Origin of the sequence: Streptomyces sp. NPDC057253, from assembly GCF_042669125.1 — a bacterium.
Lineage (GTDB): Bacteria > Actinomycetota > Actinomycetes > Streptomycetales > Streptomycetaceae > Streptomyces.
Window position 1 is genome coordinate 1 of sequence record NZ_JBHUXV010000147.1, and the last position, 20,488, is coordinate 20,488.

A 20,488-nucleotide genomic window follows, 5' to 3' on the forward strand; every position below is an offset into this window, starting at 1 on the left:
TGTGTATAAGAGACAGGTGCACGACCGTGCGCGGCAACACAAAGGCCCGGATCGTCGTCAGGCTGAGATGCCGTCGATCCGGGCCATGGCGTCCTCCGCGCCGTACGGCTGCAAGTACGGCAGCCAGCGCGGGTCCCTATGCCCGGTGCCGATGATGCGCCAGGCCAGACCGGTGGGCGGAGCGGGTTTGTGGCGCAGCCGCCAGCCGATCTCGAACAGATGTCGGTCGGCCTTCACGTGGTTGCAGCGGCGGCAGGACGCCACCACGTTGTCCCAGACGTGCTTGCCCCCGCGGCTGCGCGGGATGACGTGGTCGACGCTGGTTGCGACGCCACCGCAGTACATGCACCGGCCCCCGTCGCGCGCGAAGAGCGCCCTGCGGGTGAGAGGCACAGGACCTCGGTAAGGAACCCTGACGAACCTTTTGAGCCGGACCACGCTGGGTGCGGGGACTGTGACGGTCGCGCTGTGCATGAAGGCGCCGGATTCCTCCAGGGAGACCGCTTTGTTCTCCAGGACGAGGACGAGCGCGCGGCGGAGCGGTACGACGCCGAGGGGCTCGTACGACGCGTTGAGTACCAGGACATGCGGCACGGATGCCTCCTTGGGCGTCGGCGGCGCGTGGCTCGCGCCGGGACGATCTGAGGTCAGTCTCCCCTCTTGGCCGGGAGAAACGCCACCATGTCCCGGTAACGGGCTGGGAGTGTTTTCGACCACACCTTTCTTCATCCCCAGGTGAGGCCCGTCTCTCCCCCGGACATTGCAACGATCCCCACACGATGCACCGTTAGTGTGGTTGGTCTGCCGTACCGGTGACCTTTTCGTGACCTTGACCGCCCTACCGGACGGCAGACGCAGCACCTGGAGGTACCTGCCGTGTCCTTGTCCGCCGTCCTACTGGCCGCGAGTCCGTCGCCGTCGCCGTCCCCCTCGGACACCTCGACGCCGGCCGTGCCGAGTCTCCAGGACGCCCAGGAGAGCGCGACGAACGCCGCGAGCTGGGTCGAGCAGAACTGGTCGACCTGGCTGGCGATCGGTCTGCGGGTCCTGCTGATCCTGGTGATCGCCGGGATCCTGAGAATGGTCGTGCGGCGGGCCATCACCAAGCTGATAGACCGGATGAACCGCACCGCCCAGGCGGTCGACGGCACCGCGATCGGCGGTCTGCTGGTCAACAACGAACGGCGCCGGCAGCGCTCGCAGGCGATCGGTTCGGTACTGCGCTCGGTGGCGAGCTTCATCATCCTGGGCACCGCGGCCCTGATGGTCCTGGGCGCCTTCGAGATCAACCTGGCCCCGCTGCTGGCGTCGGCCGGTGTCGCGGGTGTGGCGATCGGTTTCGGCGCCCGCAACCTGGTCACGGACTTCCTCTCCGGCGTCTTCATGATCCTGGAGGACCAGTACGGCGTCGGCGACAGCATCGACGCGGGCGTGGCCTCCGGCGAGGTCATCGAGGTCGGCCTGCGCGTGACCAAGCTGCGCGGCGACCAGGGCGAGATCTGGTACGTCCGCAACGGCGAGGTCAAGCGGATCGGCAACCTCTCCCAGGGCTGGGCCACGGCCGGCGTGGACGTGACCCTGCGGGCCTCCGAGGACCTGGACAAGGTGAAGCGGGTGCTGGGCGAGGTCGCCGAGAAGATGAGCAAGGAGGAGCCCTGGAACGAGCTCCTGTGGGGCCCGATCGAGGTGCTCGGCCTGGACAGCGTCCTGCTGGACTCCATGGTCGTGCGGGTCTCCGCCAAGACCATGCCGGGCAAGTCCCTCACGGTCGAGCGCGAGCTGCGCTGGCGCATCAAGCACGCCTTCGACGCGGCGGACATCCGTATCGTCGGCGGCGCCACGGTCCCCGCGGAGGAGGAGCCCGCCGACCCGACCGCGGCGGTGGCGGCCCCTTCGGTCTTCTCCAACTCCGACTCCCCCCAGCACGCGGCGGCCTCCCCGCTGGCATCGGCCCCGGCGCAGCGTCCGCCGGCGAAGTAGGCCGCCCGACTCTCACCGTCTTCACGTGAAGGGCACATTCCGGCCACGAGTGTGATCATTTAGCATCACCCCCACAACGGGCCCTTGTTCTGGTGCGCAATGCCCAGGGGCCCGTTTCGAATGTGGGGAAACACATGAGAAAGCCCGCCATAGGCATCGCCGTGTCCGGTGCCCTGGCCCTGACCGCTCTGATGGCACCCGCCGCCTCGGCCGACACCAGCCCGGACCTGGTCTTCTCCGGCATCACCGTGAACGGCGGGAAGCCGATCGTCATCGGGACCACCGCCGCCGTGAAGGCGCCGGTCACCTACACGCTGACCCGGCCGTCCGACTTGACGATCGACTACAAGAAGACGTTCGCGGCCGTCGTCCTCTACCGCGGCACGCTCAAGGAGTTCCAGAACACGATCGAGCCGGACCTCACCGCGCCCCAGTGCGCCACCACCGCGACCACGGACACCACCGTGACCGAGTCCTGCACGGAGACGCTCGTCATCGAACCCTTCAATCTGTTCGAGGCCGCCGACGCCACGACCTGGAAGGCGGCCGGCGTCTTCAACCAGATCGACCAGGACGACGACGGCTCCGACGGCCACATCAGCTTCGGCTACCACTCCGACCTGTGGGGGCCGCTCGGCAGCGGGGTCCAGGTCAAGCGCGCGGCGAAGCTCACCGCCGACGCGGCGCCCGAGCCGGTGAAGAAGGGCGCGACCCTCACGGTCACCGGCAAGCTCACCCGGGCCGACTGGGAGAACGAGAGGTACACCGGCTACGTCTCCCAGAAGGCGACCCTCCAGTTCCGCGCCAAGGGGTCGAACAGCTACACCACCGTCAAGACGGTGACCTCGGGGACCGGCGGCGCGCTGCGGACGACGACGAAGGCCACCAAGGACGGCTACTACCGCTACGTCTTCGCGGGTACGACCACCACCGGCTCGGCGACGGCCGCCGGCGACTACGTCGACGTGCGCTAGCCACGCCCTCCCCTCCGCCACCGGCGGAGCACCCCCGCAGGTAACGACTCCGTTTCCTGCGGGGGTTCTTTGTTCGTCCCCTCTTGACTCTCCTGGTGGTACAGACCTACGTTCCCTGCATCCAATAGGAAACCTTCCTAACAGTCTTCTTTCTCTAGAGTCGTCTTTTCCCTGTAGTCACGGAGAGGGGCACCCATGGCAGGCACACCGCGCACCCTGCGCGCCATGAACGACCGTGCCGCGCTCGACCTCCTGCTGGAGCACGGCCCCCTCTCCCGCACCCGGATCGGCAAGCTCACCGGCCTGTCCAAGCCGACCGCGTCCCAGCTCCTGGCCCGCCTGGAGGCGTCGGGCCTCGTCCTCGCCACCGGTACCACCGAGGGCAGGCCGGGCCCCAACGCCCAGCTGTACGAGGTCGACCCGAGCGCCGCGTACGCCGCAGGGCTCGACGTCACCCCCGAGCGCATCCTCGCCGCGGTCGCCGACATCACCGGCCGCACCGTGGGCTCCTACGAACTCCCGACCCCGGGACGGCGGCCCACCCAGCCCGTCGTCCGGCAGGTCACCGACGCCCTCGACGGCGCGGTCAAGGCGGCCGGACTCGCCCGCGGCGACGTCCACCGCCTTGTCATCGGCACCCCAGGCGCCTTCGACCCCAACACCGGCCGGCTGCGCTACGCCTCCCACCTCCCCGGCTGGCACACCCCGGCCCTCCTCGACGAACTCGCCGCGGTCCTGCCGATGCCGGTCGAGTACGAGAACGACGTCAACCTCGTCGCCGTGGCCGAACAGCGGCTCGGCGCGGCCCGCGGCCACGAGGACTTCGTGCTGCTGTGGAACGAGGGCGGTCTCGGCGCCGCCCTGGTCCTCGGCGGCCGGCTCCACCGCGGCTGGACCGGCGGCGCGGGGGAGGTAGGTTTCCTGCCGGTTCCCGGAGCGCCGCTGGTGCGGCACGTCACCAAAGCCAACAGTGGTGGCTACCAGGAGCTCGCCGGCTCCCAGGCCATCCCCCGGCTCGCCCGCGAGCTCGGCATGACGGACATCCCCTCGGGGCCGTACGCCGAGGCCGCCGCCGCGCTCGTGGAGCGGGCCGCCGCCGAGGACACCGTCCTCAACCGGCTGCTCCTTCAGACCTACGCCACCCGGCTGGCCACCGGTCTCGCCTCGCTCGTCTCCGTCCTCGATCCCGAACTCGTCGTCCTCAGCGGTGCCTCGCTCACCGCCGGCGGCGACACCCTGCGCGCCCTCGTCCAGGACGAGCTGGAGGAACTGGCAGCCTCCCGGCCCCGGCTGGTCGTCGGCGACGTCCGTGAACACCCCGTGCTGCGCGGCGCGCTGGAGAGCGCGCTCGCGGCCACCCGCGACGAGGTCTTCGACACCTCTCGCTGACCCCCGAACTCCCCCACGCCCTCACCTCACCGCCCGCCCCTGGGAGATCCCGTCATGCGCTCAGCCATACCCTCGTCCGCCCGAAAGACGGCTTTTGCCCTGACCGTGTCCGCCGTGCTCGTCACCACCGCCTGTACCGGCCAGGCCTCCTCCGGCGCCGACGACGACGCGTCCAAGGAGACGACCATCAACTTCTGGCACGCCTGGAGCGCGGACTCCGAGGTGGCGGGAGTCAAGGCGCTGGTCGCCGGGTTCGAGAAGGCGCACCCCAACATCCACGTCAACGTCGTCGGCAACATGACCGACGACAAGATCAACCAGGCGCTGCGCACCGGCGGCGCCAAGGCCCCGGACGTCATCTCGTCGTTCACCACGAACAACGTGGGCAAGTTCTGCTCCTCGGGCGCGCTGGTCGACCTGAACCCGTTCTTCAAGAAGTCGGGGATCGACCCGGACACCACCTTCCCGGCCGCGATGAACCAGTACACCCAGTTCGACGGCGACCGCTGTGCCGCGCCGCTCCTCGGCGACGCGTACGGGCTCTACTACAACAAGACCGCGTTCCAGAAGGCCGGGATCACGAACCCGCCCAAGACCTGGTCCGAGTTCGCGACCGACGCCAAGAAGCTGACGATCACCCAGGGCGACTCGTACAAGCAGCTCGGGTTCATGCCGAACTACCACGGCTGGGAGACCACGACCGAGCACTACCTGGGCCAGTTCTCGCCCACGTACTTCGACAAGGCGGGCAAGTCCACGATCGCCGGCGACCCGGCCGTCGCCGCCGCCTTCACCGTCCAGAAGCAGCTCGTGGACGAACTCGGCGGCTACAAGAAGCTGGAGAAGTACCGCGCCGGACTCGGTGACGAGTGGGGCCCCAAGCACCCCTTCCAGACCGGCCAGGTGGCCATGCAGCTGGACGGTGAGTGGCGCCTGGGCATGGCTCTGGACGCCAAGCCGGGCTTCGAGATCGGCGTGGCCCCGCTGCCCGTGCCGGACGACCGGGCGGACCAGTACGGCAAGGGCTACATCACCGGCACCATCGCCGGCATCGCCGCCAACAGCACCAAGCAGAACGCGGCCTGGGAGTTCCTGAAGTACATCACCACCGACACCGACGCGGTGGTCGGCTTCTCCAACGCCATCCACAACGTGCCCTCGACGCTCGCGGCCCTGAAGTCGCCGAAGCTGAAGTACGACCCGCGTTTCAAGACCTTCCTGGACATCGCCGCCGACCCGAACTCGACGACGGCCCCGTCCTCGGTCAACGGCGGTGTGTACCTCACGACGATCCAGGAGCTCGGCTACGACTACGAGAGCGGAAAGGTCACCGACCTGAAGAAGGGCCTCGCCGCCGCGGCCAAGCAGATCGACACGGACATCGCGCAGGCGAAGTAATGGCCGCGACGATCACCCTCGCCTCCAAGCGCCGCAGGTCGGCGCTGCGGACCCTCGCCTTCATGTCGCCCTGGCTGATCGGCTTCTCGGTCTTCTTCGCCTATCCGCTGGTCTCGACGGTCTACTTCTCGTTCATGCACTACGACGGCTTCAAGCCGCCGACCTGGAGCGGGACGAAGAACTGGACGTACGTCTTCGAGCACTACCCGTTCTTCTGGCCCGCCCTGCGCAACACCCTGTGGCTGGTCGTCGTGATGGTCTCGCTCCGGGTCGTCTTCGGCCTCGGCGTCGGCATGCTCATCACGAAGATCAAGACGGGTACGGGGGTCTTCCGCACCCTCTTCTACCTGCCCTACCTGGCCCCGCCCGTCGCGGCCACCATGGCCTTCGCGTTCCTGCTCAACCCCGGTACGGGACCGGTCAACTCGATCCTGGAGAAGGTCGGCATCCCGGCACCGGGCTGGTTCAACGACCCCACCTGGTCCAAGCCGGCCCTCACCCTGCTCGCCCTGTGGGGCATCGGCGACCTGATGGTCATCTTCATGGCCGCGCTGCTCGACGTGCCCCAGGAGCAGTACGAGGCGGCCGAGTTGGACGGGGCGTCGGCGTGGCAGCGGTTCCGGTTCGTCACCCTTCCCAACATCTCGCCGATCGTGATGTTCGCCGTGGTGACCGGCGTGATCCAGACCATGCAGTACTACACACAGCCGTTGATCGCGGGGAAGGTCGCCTCGGGGGTGATCCAGGGCGCGGGCACCCAGTTCGAGCCCGGCTATCCGGACAAGTCCACGCTGACCCTGCCCCAGCTCGTCTACAACCTCGGTTTCCAGCGCTTCGACTACGGCTCCGCGTGTGTCGTCGCCCTCGTCCTCTTCGCCCTGTCGATGGTGTTCACCGCGTTCCTGATGCGGCGTCGGGGCGGTCTCATCCAGGCAGGTGACTGACCATGACCCAAGTACTGGAGCGGCCGGTGGAGTTGAAGACACCGGCCTCGCCCGCCGAGCGCACCGCCCGGCGCCGGGCCGCCCTGGAGTGGGTCGCGATCCACTCCCTCGGCATCGCCGCCGCCCTCTTCTTCACGCTGCCCTTCGTGTTCGTGTTCCTGACCTCGCTGATGAGCGACACCCAGGCGCTCAGCCGGGACCTGATCCCGCACACCTGGGAGTGGGGCAACTACCAGCGGGTCTTCGAAACCCCGGGTTTCCTGACCTGGTGGCGCAACACGCTGATCTACGCGGGACTGGGAACAGTCCTTACGGTCGTGTCGTCGGTCCCGGTGGCGTACGCGCTCGCCAAGTTCCGCTTCCGGGGCCGCAATCTCTCCCTGATGCTGGTCATCTCGATGATGATGCTGCCGCCGCAGGTCGTGATCATCCCGATGTACCTGTTCTGGGCGAAGCAGCTCGGTCTGTCGGGCACCCTGTGGCCGCTGATCATCCCGATGGCGTTCGGGGACGCGTTCTCGATCTTCCTGCTCCGGCAGTTCCTGATGACGATCCCCAACGAGTACGTGGACGCGGCCAAGGTCGACGGCTGCGGCGACCTGCGCACCCTGCTCAAGGTGGTCGTGCCGATGGCCAAGCCCGGAATCGCGGCCGTGGCGCTCTTCCAGTTCTTCTACGCCTGGAACGACTACTTCGGCCCGCAGATCTACGCCTCGGAGAACCAGAACGCCTGGACGCTCAGCTACGGCCTGGAGTCCTTCAAGGGCATGCACCACACCGACTGGAACCTCACCATGGCCGCGACCGTGCTGGTCATGGCCCCCGTGATCCTCGTGTTCTTCTTCGCGCAGAAGGCGTTCGTCGAGGGCGTCACGTTGACCGGAGTGAAGGGTTAAAGGACATATGAAACTCACCGTGGTCGGCGGCGGCTCGACCTACACACCCGAACTCATCGACGGCTTCGCCCGCCTGCGCGACACCCTGCCCGTCGAGGAACTCGTCCTCGTCGACCCGGCCGCCGAGCGGCTGGAGCTGGTCGGCGGCCTCGCCCGGCGCATCTTCGCCAAGCAGGGGCACCCCGGCCGGATCACCACGACCCATGACCTGGACGCGGGCGTGGAGGGCGCCGACGCCGTGCTCCTGCAACTGCGCGTCGGCGGCCAGGCGGCCCGGCAGCAGGACGAGACCTGGCCGCTGGAGTGCGGCTGCGTCGGCCAGGAGACCACCGGCGCGGGCGGCCTCGCCAAGGCGCTGCGCACGGTCCCGGTGGTCCTGGACATCGCCGAGCGGGTCCGCCGCACCAACCCGGACGCCTGGATCATCGACTTCACCAACCCCGTGGGGATCGTCACGCGCGCGCTGCTCCAGGCCGGCCACAAGGCGGTCGGGCTGTGCAACGTGGCGATCGGCTTCCAGCGGAAGTTCGCCCGGCTGCTCGGCGTCGCCCCCGCCGACGTCCACCTCGACCACGTGGGCCTCAACCACCTCACCTGGGAGACGGGTGTACGACTCGGCGGCCCCGAGGGCGAGGACGCGCTGCCCAAGCTGCTCACCGAGCACGGCGAGACGATCGCCGCCGACCTGCACCTGCCGCGCCCGCTCCTCGACCGGCTCGGCGTGGTCCCGTCGTACTACCTGCGCTACTTCTACGCGCACGACGAGGTCGTACGGGAACTCGGCACCAAGCCGTCCCGCGCGGCCGAAGTGGCCGCGATGGAGGCAGAGCTGCTCCGGATGTACGGCGACCCGGCCCTGGACGAGAAGCCCGAGCTGCTCGCCAAGCGGGGCGGGGCCTACTACTCGGAGGCGGCGGTGGACCTCGCCGCCGGGCTGCTCGGCGGCGGGGGCAGCCCGTACCAGGTGGTCAACACCCTCAACCGGGGCACGCTGCCCTTCCTGCCCGACGACGCGGTGATCGAGGTGCAGGCGGCGGTGGGTCCCAAGGGGCCGACCCCGCTGGCGGTGCCCTCCGTGGACCCGCTGTTCGCGGGGCTGATGGCCCACGTCACGGCGTACGAGGACCTGGCGCTCACGGCCGCCCTGCACGGCGGCCGCGAGCGGGTCTTCAAGGCGCTGCTCGCGCATCCCCTCGTCGGCCAGTACGAGTACGCCGAGGGCCTCACCGACCGACTGATCGCACACAACCGGGAGCATCTCGCGTGGGCCTGACCGCATGCGTCCTCGCCGTCGACGCGGGCAACAGCAAGACCGACGTCGCGGTCGTGGCGGACGACGGAAGCGTCCTGGCCACGACCCGCGGCGGCGGGTTCCGGCCGCCCGTGGTGGGCGTCGAGACGGCCGTGGACAGCCTCGCCGAGGCGGTCGGGCGGGCCTTCGACGCGGCCGGGGTGAGCTCGGTCGAGCAGGTCTCGGCGTGTCTCGCCAACGCCGACTTCCCCGTCGAGGAGGAGCGGTTGGCGGCGGCGCTGCACGCACGCGCGTGGGGCGCGAGCGTCGAGGTCCGCAACGACACCTTCGCGATCCTGCGGGCCGGCGTCACCGAACCGCGCGGAGTCGCCGTGGTGTGCGGGGCGGGCATCAACTGCGTCGGCATGCGCCCCGACGGCCGTACCGCCCGCTTCCCGGCGCTCGGCCGGATCTCCGGCGACTGGGGCGGCGGCTGGGGCCTCGCCGAGGAGGCGCTGTGGCACGCGGCCCGCGCGGAGGACGGGCGGGGCGTCGACACCGACCTCGCGCGCGTGCTCCCGGCTCACTTCGGGCTGCCCTCCATGTACGCCCTCGTCGAGGCCCTGCACCTGGAGGACATCGCCCCGGCCCGACGCCACGAGCTGACACCGGTGCTGTTCGCCACGGCCGCCGCCGGCGACCCGGTGGCCCGCTCGCTGGTCGACCGCCTCTCCGACGAGGTGGTCGCGATGGCGACGGTGGCCCTGACCCGCCTCGACCTCCTCGACGAGGAGACCCCGGTCCTGCTCGGCGGCAGCGTCCTGGCGGCCCGTCACCCCCAACTCGACGACCGCATCAGGGAACTCCTCGCCGAACGGGCCCCGAAGGCCGTACCGCGAGTGGTGACCGCCTCCCCGGTGCTCGGCGCCGCACTGCTGGGCCTGGACCGGGTGGCGGCACCCCCGGAGGTGCACGCGCGAGTCCGGACGTACTACGAAACCTGAGCGACCAGGTCGACGGCGTCCGGCGGCGTGCTCGGCGTGGTGACGCACGCTGCGCGCCAGGCGACAGCGACCCTGCGCGCCCCCAGGGGGAACCGAACCGATTCCGGCGGCGTATTCATGGGCAAGGGGTGGTGCGGGGGGCGTGGCCGGGCGGTCGATCCACTGCGATCCGATCAAGATCGCGTGAAGCCCGGTGCGGATGTCGGTCCCGGCAGCGATACTTGCGGCGACGGATGACCATGGGGGAGGTCAAACAGTGACACACCCGCCGAAGAGCAGCACGGCACCACCGGATTCCGGGGTGCCCACGATTCCGTCCGTGCCACCGCAGCCGGCCGGGCCGTCACCCGCCGTGCCACCACCGCCGCCCCCACCGGCGCCCGAGGTGCCCGTCCGCCGCCGTACGGCCTTCGCGGAGGGCTTCGACCAGCTGCGCGCGGCCGCCACCACCGAACCGGGGCGGCTGCGGATCATCGGCGCCGGGATCGCCCTGCTCGTCGTCCTCTTCGGCGCGGTGACCGCCTGGCAGACCAACGACCGGGCCGCTGCCGCCGACGACGTGCTGCACAAGAGCCAGCCGCTCAGCAGCGCCGCCGCCGACATCTACCGCTACCTGGCCGACGCCAACACCACCGCCTCCAGCGGCTTCCTCGCCGGCGGCCGGGAGTCGGCCGCCTCCCGGGAGCGGTACGAGGAGGACATCGACAAGGCAGCGGCCGGTCTGGTCAGGGCCGCCTCCAACTCCGACCCGGACTCCCCCGCCGCGAGGACCGTGGCCGAGCTCAACACCCTGCTGCCCGAGTACAAGGGCCTGGTGGAGCAGGCCCGTACGTACAACCGCCAGGGCTTCCCGGTCGGCGGCGCCTATCTGCGCTACGCCAACGAGAAGATGCAGCAGAAGATGCTCCCGAAGGCGCAGAACCTCTACACCAGCGAGAACCAACGGCTGCGCGCCGACTACGCCGACGCCACGCCCTATCCATGGGCCGCGATCGGCCTCGGCGTCCTCGCGCTCGCCGGGCTCGCCTGGGCCCAGCACCGCAACTACCGCCACACCAACCGGGTCCTCAACCACGGCCTGGTCGCCGCCACCGCGACGGCCACGGTGGTCCTGCTGTGGCTGGTCGTCGGCCACAGCTTCGCGCGCGCGGGCCTGAACTCCTCCTACGACCACGGGGTCCGCTCGCTCAACGTGCTGCACGACGCCCGGATCGCCTCCCTGAAGGCGCGCGGCAACGAGAACCTCACCCTGGTGGCCCGCGGCGCGGAGACGAAGGTCGTGAAGGACGCCCAGGGCCATGAGATCACCTACGACGCCTACGACTACGCCTTCGACCACGAAATGGACGCCCTCGGCAAGGGCCTCGCCGAGGCGTCGAAGCTGGCCGACGACACCGTCGGCAGGAAGCCGGTCACTGCGGCCGAGGGCAACATGAGGGCGTGGATCGATCGTCACAAGGTGGCCCGCGGGCACGACGACGACGGCAACTACAAAGACGCGCTGGCCGGGGTCATCGGCGACAAGGGCGCGACGCGCGAGTGCTTCGACAGCGTCGACAACAACCTCGACAACGCGCTGAAGCACGAGGAGAAGGAGTTCGAGCAGTCGGCCGGTGACGGTCTGGACGCGATGACCGGCCTGTCCGTGGGGGCCGCGGTCCTGGCCGTGCTGGGCGCCGCCGGCGCGGTCCTCGGCATCGGGCGCAGGCTGTCGGAGTACCGGTGAGAGGGGGCGTGACGATGCGGATGCGTGGACGTGTGCGGACCGGTCTCAAGGGCTGGGGCGGGGTCGGGGCGATGGCGGCCGTCTGCGCCCTGGTGCTCGCCTTCGCGCTGCTGCTGCCGCTGGCGCGGTCCCAGGGCGACGCCGGCACCGGCGCCCCGGGGGTGGCCCACGCCGAGCAGGCGGCGGACGTCGATCCGTGCGACAACCCCTCGATCAAGGCGCACCCGGAGTACCAGACGCTGGCTCCCAGCAGCGTGGACGGCTCGACCATAGAGAAGATCAAGGCCCGCAAGGGCGCCAAGCGCAAGCTGTGGGTCGGCGTCGACCAGAACAGCTACCGCTGGGGCTACCGCAACCCCAACGGCGGGCCCGGCGCCGACCTGGAGGGCTTCGACATCGACCTGGTGCACCGGATCGCGCAGGACATCCTCGGCGACCCGGACGCCGTGCTGTTCAAGGCGATCCCCACCAACCAGCGCATCCCGGCGATACAGAAGGGCTGGGTCGACATGGTCGTCCGCACGATGACGATCAACTGCAAGCGCCTGAAGGACGTGTCGTTCTCCGCGCCGTACTTCAAGACCGGCCAGCAGGTCCTCGCCCCCAAGTCCTCGGACATCACCGGCTACGACAGCAGCCTGACGGGAAAAAAGGTCTGTGCGGCGGAGGGTTCGACCGCCCTCCTCCAGCTGAAGGAGGGCGAGAAGAGGTTCGTCGCCGCCAAGGACATCAGGACCGTGCCCAACCAGCTCGACTGCCTCGTCCGGCTCCAGCTCGGCGAGGTGGACGCCGTGGTCACCGACGGCGCGCTGGGCGCCAGCCAGGCCGCCCAGGACCCCACGGTCGAGTTGAAGGGCACCGCGCCCTTCACCACCGAGTACTACGGCGTGGCGATGAGCAAGGACGCCGACGATCTGGTGAGCCGGGTCAACCAGATCCTGGTGGACTACCGCAAGGACACCGCCGGCGGCTGGCAGGCGTCGTACAAGAAGTGGTTGTCCGCCACACTGGACCGGAGTCCGGCGAAGTCGGAACCGCCGCCCCCGCAGTACTTCCGCAAGAGCTGACGCACGGTCGAAGACGAACAACCACTGGGCAACCCCTTCAGCAGCGAGAGGTGATCGATGGGCGTCACGGGAGCCCCCGGGCCGGTGATGGACCGGGACGAGGTGGACCGTGCGCTGGCGCGGCTCGGCGCGGAGCACGAGGCCATCGAGACCTCGCTCCTCGCCTTGCAGGACCACGCGGGCCGCAGGCTCCTGGAAGGCGCCGACCTCACCGGCCTGACCAAGGAGCGCTGGGAGTCCGCCGACGCCTCGATCACCCTGCTGTGGGCGTACTTCGACGCGTACACGGACGCCCTGCGCGCGGCCCGCGAGATCCGCTCCCGCCGCCGCTGGTCCAGCCGCGAGGACCTGGTGGAGCTCACCGAGCTGCTGCGCGGCGAGGCCGTCACGGTCGCCGGATCGGCCACCGCCACCGCCAACGCGCCCACGCTGCAAGGCAGTTCGAGCAAGCTCAGTGAACAGTTCACCCTCGTCACCCTCGTGGAGCGGATGAACGAGCTGTACGCCACGAGCCTGGACATCGTCGTCGCCGCCGACGCGGTGTGGTCGGCGCTGCCCGCCCGCATCGACCTGCTGTCCGCCGAGCTCCAGCGCACCCGCAGGCTCGCGCACTCCGTCGGCGTCCGCCCCGGCGAGCACCCGGCCGGCGACGACCTGGAGCGCATCACCCGCACGCTGACCTCGCTGCGCGAGCAGGTGATCTCCGACCCGCTCGCCTTCTGGCAGCGCGCCCAGGGCAGTTCGGCGCCGGGCGGCGGACGGCCGGACACCACGGCGTACGACCGTGAGGCGCGCGCCCTGGAGGAGGTGCGCCGGGAGATCGACGCCGTGCTCACCGTCCGGCAGGACGCGGAGGCCCGGCTGGTGAAGCTGCGCGATGTGCTCTCCCGCGCGGACCGCACCCTCGCCGAGGCGCGCACCGCGCGCGGCGAGGTCCTGGCCAAGATCGCCGCCACCGAGGTGCCGGTGGTCAGCGGACCGCCGACCGCGCTCCAGGAGCAGTTGGCGACCGCCGCCGAGTACCGCAGACACGCCCAGTGGCACCGCCTGTCCCCGCTCCTGGAGTCCCTGGAGCAGAAGGCGGAGGACGAACTGCTGCGCGCCCGTGAGTCGTTGACGGCGGTCACCGCGCCGCTCGCGGTCCGCGCGGAGCTGCGTGGCCGCCTCGACGCGTACAAGGCGAAGGTCGCCCGGCACGGCCTGGCCGAGGACCCGTTCCTGATCGAGCGCTACGACGCGGCCCGGCGGATGCTGTGGAGCGCGCCCTGCGACCTCCGGGTCGCCGAACAGGCCGTGCTGCGTTACCAGCACGCGGCCGCCGAACTGCTGGGCCCCCCGCGGGTGCCGCAGCAGGGCGGTCCCGAGGACCGTAGGGGGGAGTCGACGTCATGAGCCAGGAACAGCAGCCCTGCCAGCGGCCCGGCTGCGACGGCAGGTACGAGGACATGGGCGGCGGGGAGCTGTACTGCGACACCTGCGGCCTGGCCCCGGTCGTCTCGGCCGGGGGCGGCCGGTCCGGGTCGGTGCCCAGCGGTCGTACGGGCGAGGGCAAGGACTCGCGGGGCAGCGGCAGTTCACCCGCCACCGGCCGCGGTTCCACGCGTACGTCGTCCCACTCGTCGAAGTCCCGGCGCTCGGTGTCGGGACGGCTGTCGCGCTCGGTCTCCGGGAGGTCCACCGGCCGCTCGGTGTCGGTGCGCAGCTCCGGCTCGTCGGCCGGTTCGACCGGGCGCGGCCGGCTCGGCGCGGGCCTGGTCGAGGTGCCCGGGGTGCCGCGGCCCGACCCGCGCGTGATGGTGCTGGAGAACCCGGAGGTGCCCGAGCGCAAGCGGTTCTGCTCGCGTTCCGACTGCGGGGCGCCGGTGGGGCGTTCGCGCGGGGACCGGTCCGGCCGCACGGAGGGCTTCTGCACCAAGTGCGGCCACCCGTACTCCTTCGTGCCGAAGCTGAAGTCCGGCGACATCGTGCACGGCCAGTACGAGGTCGCGGGCTGCCTGGCGCACGGCGGTCTCGGCTGGGTCTACCTCGCCGTCGACCGCGCGGTGTCCGACCGCTGGGTGGTCCTCAAGGGCCTGCTGGACACCGGCGACCAGGACGCGATGGCGGCCGCGATCTCGGAGCGGCGCTTCCTCGCCGAGATCGAGCACGCCAACATCGTGCGGATCTACAACTTCGTCGAGCACCTCGACCAGCGCACCGGCTCCCTCGACGGCTACATCGTCATGGAGTACGTCGGCGGCAAGTCGCTCAAGGAGATCGCCAACGGCCGCCGCTCGGCCGACGGCAAGCGGGACCCGCTGCCGGTGGAGCAGGCCTGCGCCTACGGCATCGAGGCCCTGGAGGCGCTCGGCCACCTGCACAGTCGCAACCTCCTGTACTGCGACTTCAAGGTCGACAACGCCATCCAGACCGAGGACCAGCTCAAGCTCATCGACATGGGCGCGGTGCGCCGGATGGACGACGAGGAGTCGGCCATCTACGGCACGGTCGGCTACCAGGCCCCCGAGGTCGCGGAGGTCGGCCCGTCCGTCGCCTCCGACCTCTACACCGTCGGCCGCACCCTGGCGGTGCTGACCTTCGACTTCCAGGGCTACACCAACGTCTTCGTGGACTCGCTGCCCGACCCCGACCACATCGAGGTCTTCCGCCAGTACGAGTCCTTCTACCGCCTGCTGGTCCGCGCCACCGACCCCGACCCGGCCCGCCGTTTCGCCTCGGCCCAGGAGATGTCGGAGCAGCTGACGGGCGTCCTGCGCGAGGTCGTCTCGCTTCAGACGGGCCGCGCGAGGCCCTCCCTGTCCACCCTCTTCGGCCCCGAAGTACGCGTCACCGACACGGAGTTGTTCCCGAAGCTGGACGGCGAGGTGTCCCGGCTGGGGGCCCGGGTGGCACCGGTGGGGCGGCGAGGGCTCAGGGCGGCCGGCTCCTCGGTCCCCGCTCTTCCCGCTGTCGGCGCCGCAAGTGCCGGGCAGCCCGGCCGCGGCGCCCTCGGCGCCCTCGTCAAGCCGGCCGACGCCTCCGTCGCCGCCCTCGCGCTGCCCGTCCCGCACGTCGACCCGACCGACCCCAACGCCGGTTTCCTCGCCGGGCTCATGACCACCGCGCCCGCCGAGCTGCTCGGCGCCCTCGCGGCCGCGCCGGCGGCGTCCGCGGAGACGCGGCTGCGGCAGGTGCGGGCCTGGCTGGAGAACGGCGACGCGCACACCGCCGACGAGGCGCTGCGGCACCTGGAGGACGAACGGCCCGACGACTGGCGGGTGGTCTGGTACCGGGGCGTCGCGGCCCTGGTGACCGGCGACCACGAGGCCGCCGCGCTGGCCTTCGACGCGATCTACGACGCCTTCCCGGGCGAGCCCGCGCCCAAGCTCGCCCTCGGCCTGTGCGCGGAGGTGCTCGGCCAGCTCGACAACGCCGCCGAGTACTACCGCCTGGTCTGGTCGACCGACCCCAGCTATGTGAGCGCCGCGTTCGGCCTGGCCCGCGTCCAACTGGCGACCGGGGACCGCCGTAGCGCGGTGAAGACGCTGGAGTCGGTGCCGGAGTCCTCCATCCACTACACCGCCGCCCGGGTGGCCGCCGTCCGCGCGCGGCTGCGGGGACGCACCGCGACCGCGGGGGACGTACCCTTCCTGGACGACCTGACCGCCGCCGCCGGGCAGGTCGAGGCGCTGGACGCGTACGGACTGGATCCGGCGCGGCGCGAGCAGTTGTCCGCGGAGGTGCTGGGCTCGGCCCTGGACTGGATACTCTCCGGTGGCCAGGATCCCGTCACCCCCGCCGCCGGGGGACGGGCGCTGCTCGGCAGCGGACTGGACGAGCGAGGACTGCGCTTCGGCCTGGAGCGTTCGTACCGCACGCTGGCCCGGTTGGCGCGGGGCGGCGAGGAGAGGATCGACCTGGTGGAACGAGCAAACCGTTACCGCCCCCGGACGTGGGTGTAGTTGATGTCGCAGATGCCCCAGCTGTCCGCCTGCCCGAGCTGTGAGGAACCCCTCGAGTCGGGTGACCGTTTCTGCGGTGCGTGCGGATACGACCTGTCCGCCGTGCCGGCACGGCCGGACGACAGCCCGACGCTCGCCATGAACGGCGCCCCGCCGGGCGGCCCCTGGCCCGAGGGCCTGCTCCCCGCGGCGGAGGTGCACCGGCCCACGGGCCCGCACGCCGCCGGTTCCGCCGAGCACCACCTGCCCCCACCGCCGCCGCCGCAGTCGGGGCCCGTCGTGGGGTCACCGGTCTCGCCCGCATCCGGCGTACGCTTCGACCGGGCGCCGGAGCCCGACGAGTACCCCCTCCAGGCGCCGGACCCGCGCGTGGCCGCGGGACCGGCCACCCCTGCCGAAGGAACCAAGGTGTGCGTGGCCTGCCGGGCCGGTCGCGTCGATGACGACGGCTACTGCGAGAACTGCGGGCACGCCCAGCCCCGCGAGCGCGACCACATGGAGCAGGAGGCCGGCCCGATCGCCGCGGTGAGCGACCGCGGCCTGCGCCACCACCGCAACGAGGACGCCTTCACCCTCGGCAACACCCTGCTGCCCGACGGCTCCCCGGCGACCTTCGCGGTCGTCTGCGACGGCGTGTCCTCCGCGACCCGCCCCGACGACGCCTCCCTGGCCGCCTCCCGCGCCGCCGCCGACGCCCTGCTGGCCGCCCTGCCCCAGGGCACCCACCCCCAGCAGGCCATGCACGAGGCGATCGTCGCCGCCTCCCGCGCGGTCAACTCCCTGGCCAACGAGCCCGCCACGGCCCGCGAGCACCAGCCGCACCAGAACGCCCCCGCGTGCACCATCGTCGGCTCGGTCGTCACCCCGAGCCTGCTGGTCGTCGGCTGGGTCGGCGACAGCCGGGTCTACTGGGTGCCCACGGACCGCACGTCACCCCCGGCCCGGCTCACCGAGGACGACTCCTGGGCCGCGCAGATGGTCGCCGCGGGCCTGATGAACGAGGCCGAGGCGTACGCCGACGAGCGCGCCCACGCGATCACCGGCTGGCTCGGCGCGGACGCCTACGAACTCGACCCGCACACCGCTTCCTTCAAGCCGGACCGGCCTGGTGTGGTGGTCGTGTGCACCGACGGTCTGTGGAACTACGCGGAGGCGGCCGACGAGATGGCGGAGGCCGTGCCGGCCGACGCCGCCGCCCGTCCGCTGCACAGCGCCCGGGTTCTGGTGGGCCACGCCCTGGACGGCGGGGGCCACGACAACGTAACAGTGGCCGTCGTGCCGTTCCCGACCCCCTCGCAGGGGGCAGGATCGGCCTGAGGCCGACAGCACGCACGGGGATGCCTCGCGGGCCGGAGGGGACCGGTCCGCCATCAGTCAGCACTCCACGAACGTGGGGTTCGCGAGGGGGATTTGAGTAGGCATGGCCAATTTCTCGAAGTCGAACGTGCCGCAGTTCTCGATGGACGTCTACCAGAACGAGTACCTGCCGGAGGGCGGCCGCGAGGTCAACGCGATCGTCACGGTGACCGCGACCGGCGGCGGCACGATCGGAAGCGCGGTCGCCGCACCCCACCTCTGGTCGGCGGGTCAGGGCCCGTCCGCCGCGGTGGCGCTCATGGTCGACTGCTCGGGCTCCATGGACTACCCGCCGACGAAGATGCGCAACGCCCGTGACGCCACGGCCGCCGCGATCGACACCCTGCGCGACGGGGTGCACTTCGCGGTGATCGGCGGCACGCACGTGGCCAAGGAGGTGTATCCCGGCGACGGCCGGCTCGCGGTCGCCGACGCCACCACCCGCGCCCAGGCGAAGCAGGCCCTGCTCAGGCTCAGCGCGGGCGGCGGTACGGCCATCGGCACCTGGCTGCGTCTCGCCGACCGGCTGCTGTCCTCGGCGGACGTCGCCATACGCCACGGCATCCTGCTCACCGACGGCCGCAACGAACACGAGTCGCCCGAGGACCTCAAGGCCTCCCTGGACGCCTGCGCCGGGCGTTTCACCTGTGACGCACGGGGCGTGGGCACCGACTGGGAAGTGAAAGAAGTCACAGGGATCGCCTCCGCCCTGCTGGGCTCGGCCGACATCGTCGCCGATCCGTCCGGGCTCGCCGCCGACTTCACGCAGATGATGGAGGCGGCCATGGGCAAGGAGGTCGCGGACGTCGCCCTCAGGGTGTGGACCCCGGTCGGCACCACGATCAAGTTCGTCAAGCAGGTCGCGCCCACCGTCGAGGAGCTCACCGACCGCCGCACCGAGGCCGGTCCGCGCGCCGGGGACTACCCCACCGGGTCCTGGGGAGACGAGTCCCGTGACTACCACGTGTGCGTCGAGGTCCCGGCCGCGAACATCGGCCAGGAGATGCTCGCCGCCCGGGTCTCCCTGGTCGTCCCGCAGTCCGACGGCACGGTCGGCAACCTGGGCGCACAGGGTCTCGTACGGGCCGTGTGGACCGACGACATGGTCGCCTCGACGTCGATCAACCCCCAGGTCGCTCACTACACCGGTCAGGCCGAACTGGCACAGGTCATCCAACAAGGGCTCGATCTGCGCAAAGCGGGCGATTTGGATGGAGCGACGGCCAAACTGGGCCGGGCCGTTCAGCTCGCGAACGACTCGGGGAACGCCGATACTGCGAAACTGCTTTCGAAGGTGGTCGACGTGGTCGACGCCACGACAGGTACTGTGCGACTGAAGGCGAAGGTCGAGGAGGCCGACGAGATGACTCTCGAGACCCGGTCGACAAAGACAGTTCGTGTAAAGAAGTAGACAGTTACCGACGTAGAAGTTCCCTGATCCGAGAGGGGGAAGCGCCGACATGCCGACCTGCCCGAACGGACACCAGTCGGGTTCCGACGACTGGTGCGAGGTCTGCGGTCACCGCATGGCCGGTGCCGTGCCTCCGCCCCCTCCGCCGCCGCCCGGTCCGGGTGGAGGCGGCTACGGCTTCCCGCCGCCCGGTGGACCCGGCGGTGCCGGTGGTCCGGGTGGTCCCGGTGGCCAGCCCGGGGGACGTTCGCATCTGTCCGCCGTGCCCGACGCCGAGCCGGAGCTCTGCCCGCAGTGCCGTACGCCCCGGGAGGGCGGTGCGCCCTTCTGCGAGGAGTGCCGGTGGAACTTCCTCACGAACACTGCGACGTCGTACACCCCGGCCGCCCCGCGCCCGTCGGCCGGCTCCGGCCCGCCCTCGCACTTCCAGCAGCAGCCGGCGCCCGGTCCGTCCTTCGGCGGCGGTGACTCCTACGAGTACCAGGGCTCCCGCCCGTCCCAGGTGAACCGCCCCGCGGAACCGATCCCCTTCGGCTCGGAACCGTCGGGCCGGACGGGGCCGGGTGGGCCCGGTGGACCCGGCGCCGGTCCCGGTGGCCCGGGTGGTCCGCAGGGCTTCCCCGGTGACCCGTCCCGCCCCGGCGGGTCCGGCGGTCCCGGCTCCTCCGCTCCTTCCGGTTACCCGGGCGGTCCCGGTGGGCCCGGTGGCTCCGGCCCCTCCGGTTTCCCCGGCGACCCGTCCCGGCTTGGCGGCCCCGGCGGTTCCGGCCCCGGTGGCCAGCAGGGCTTCCCGGGTGACCCCGGCCGCCCCGGCGCACCTGGCTCCTCCGGTTTCCCCGGAGACCCCGGCCGTCCCGGTGGGCCCGGTGCCTCCGGTTTCCCGGGCGGTCCCGGCGGCCCGGGCGCATCCGGTCCCGGCGGTCCCGGTGGCCCCGGAGGTCCCGGCAACGGCCCCGGCGGTTACGGCTATCCGCAGCCCGGCTCCCCGCAGGTCCCCTCCGGTCCGGGCGGCCCCGGCGGTTACGGCTACCCCCAGCCCGGCTCCCCCCAGGCCCCCTCCGGCCCGGGCGGCCCCGGAGGTCCAGGCGGCCCCGGCGCCCCGCAGGGCTTCGGCGGCGGTACGCCCACCCAGCCCGGCCCCTGAGGTCCCGGCCCCGGTGGCCCCCAGGGC

15 protein-coding genes and 1 pseudogene are annotated in these 20,488 nt (G+C 71.3%); 15 read left to right on the top strand and 1 reads right to left on the bottom strand.

The window, feature by feature from the left end:
* Nucleotides 1-57: 57 nt before the first annotated feature.
* Nucleotides 58-594: an HNH endonuclease gene (locus tag ACFULQ_RS42805; protein WP_020116449.1), complete on the bottom strand. Its 537-nt coding sequence runs from the start codon at nucleotides 592-594 to the stop codon at nucleotides 58-60.
* A gap of 282 nt (nucleotides 595-876) precedes the next feature.
* Between ACFULQ_RS42805 and ACFULQ_RS42810 the strand changes: the two genes are divergently transcribed.
* The 15 genes and pseudogenes from ACFULQ_RS42810 to ACFULQ_RS42880 form a co-directional block, all read left to right on the top strand.
* On the top strand, nucleotides 877-1,980 hold the full coding sequence (locus ACFULQ_RS42810; protein ID WP_383555415.1) for a mechanosensitive ion channel family protein: 1,104 nt from the start codon (nucleotides 877-879) through the stop codon (nucleotides 1,978-1,980).
* 134 nt (nucleotides 1,981-2,114) lie between these two features.
* Nucleotides 2,115-2,954, top strand: coding sequence for a hypothetical protein (locus tag ACFULQ_RS42815; protein ID WP_383555418.1), 840 nt, complete (start codon nucleotides 2,115-2,117; stop codon nucleotides 2,952-2,954).
* Nucleotides 2,955-3,149: 195 nt separating this feature from the next.
* Nucleotides 3,150-4,343 carry an ROK family protein gene (locus ACFULQ_RS42820; RefSeq protein ID WP_383555421.1) on the top strand — a complete coding sequence of 398 codons (1,194 nt, stop codon included), beginning with the start codon at nucleotides 3,150-3,152 and terminating at the stop codon, nucleotides 4,341-4,343.
* Between the two features lie 54 nt (nucleotides 4,344-4,397).
* A complete protein-coding gene (locus ACFULQ_RS42825; RefSeq protein WP_383555424.1) occupies nucleotides 4,398-5,741 on the top strand; it encodes an ABC transporter substrate-binding protein in 1,344 nt (447 codons plus the stop codon).
* The gene (locus ACFULQ_RS42830; protein ID WP_383555426.1) at nucleotides 5,741-6,685 is read left to right on the top strand and encodes a carbohydrate ABC transporter permease; all 945 of its coding nucleotides are present in this window, start codon (nucleotides 5,741-5,743) and stop codon (nucleotides 6,683-6,685) included. Before ACFULQ_RS42825 ends, ACFULQ_RS42830 begins: the two co-directional genes overlap by 1 nt.
* 2 nt (nucleotides 6,686-6,687) lie before the next feature.
* Nucleotides 6,688-7,581 carry a carbohydrate ABC transporter permease gene (locus ACFULQ_RS42835; protein ID WP_383555429.1) on the top strand — a complete coding sequence of 298 codons (894 nt, stop codon included), beginning with the start codon at nucleotides 6,688-6,690 and terminating at the stop codon, nucleotides 7,579-7,581.
* Between the two features lie 7 nt (nucleotides 7,582-7,588).
* Nucleotides 7,589-8,854, top strand: a complete 1,266-nt coding sequence (locus ACFULQ_RS42840; protein ID WP_383555431.1) for a 6-phospho-beta-glucosidase — start codon at nucleotides 7,589-7,591, stop codon at nucleotides 8,852-8,854.
* On the top strand, nucleotides 8,845-9,816 hold the full coding sequence (locus tag ACFULQ_RS42845; protein WP_383555434.1) for an N-acetylglucosamine kinase: 972 nt from the start codon (nucleotides 8,845-8,847) through the stop codon (nucleotides 9,814-9,816). The genes ACFULQ_RS42840 and ACFULQ_RS42845 overlap by 10 nt, the downstream gene beginning before the upstream one ends.
* A 256-nt stretch (nucleotides 9,817-10,072) precedes the next feature.
* On the top strand, nucleotides 10,073-11,542 hold the full coding sequence (locus ACFULQ_RS42850; protein ID WP_383555437.1) for a hypothetical protein: 1,470 nt from the start codon (nucleotides 10,073-10,075) through the stop codon (nucleotides 11,540-11,542).
* Nucleotides 11,543-11,556: 14 nt separating this feature from the next.
* Complete coding sequence (locus tag ACFULQ_RS42855; protein WP_383555439.1) at nucleotides 11,557-12,609, top strand: glutamate ABC transporter substrate-binding protein; 1,053 nt, start codon at nucleotides 11,557-11,559, stop codon at nucleotides 12,607-12,609.
* A 57-nt stretch (nucleotides 12,610-12,666) separates the two neighbouring features.
* A complete protein-coding gene (locus ACFULQ_RS42860) occupies nucleotides 12,667-14,001 on the top strand; it encodes a hypothetical protein (RefSeq protein WP_383555441.1) in 1,335 nt (444 codons plus the stop codon).
* Complete coding sequence (locus ACFULQ_RS42865; RefSeq protein WP_383555444.1) at nucleotides 13,998-16,550, top strand: tetratricopeptide repeat protein; 2,553 nt, start codon at nucleotides 13,998-14,000, stop codon at nucleotides 16,548-16,550. The genes ACFULQ_RS42860 and ACFULQ_RS42865 overlap by 4 nt, the downstream gene beginning before the upstream one ends.
* Nucleotides 16,551-17,867 (top strand): PP2C family serine/threonine-protein phosphatase, encoded by a 1,317-nt coding sequence (locus ACFULQ_RS42870; RefSeq protein ID WP_383555449.1) that lies wholly within the window; start codon nucleotides 16,551-16,553, stop codon nucleotides 17,865-17,867.
* Nucleotides 17,868-17,970: 103 nt separating this feature from the next.
* On the top strand, nucleotides 17,971-19,317 hold the full coding sequence (locus tag ACFULQ_RS42875; RefSeq protein WP_383555452.1) for a VWA domain-containing protein: 1,347 nt from the start codon (nucleotides 17,971-17,973) through the stop codon (nucleotides 19,315-19,317).
* 49 nt (nucleotides 19,318-19,366) lie between these two features.
* Nucleotides 19,367-20,458, top strand: a pseudogene (locus ACFULQ_RS42880) (FHA domain-containing protein); the annotation flags it as partial.
* Nucleotides 20,459-20,488 lie beyond the last annotated feature (30 nt).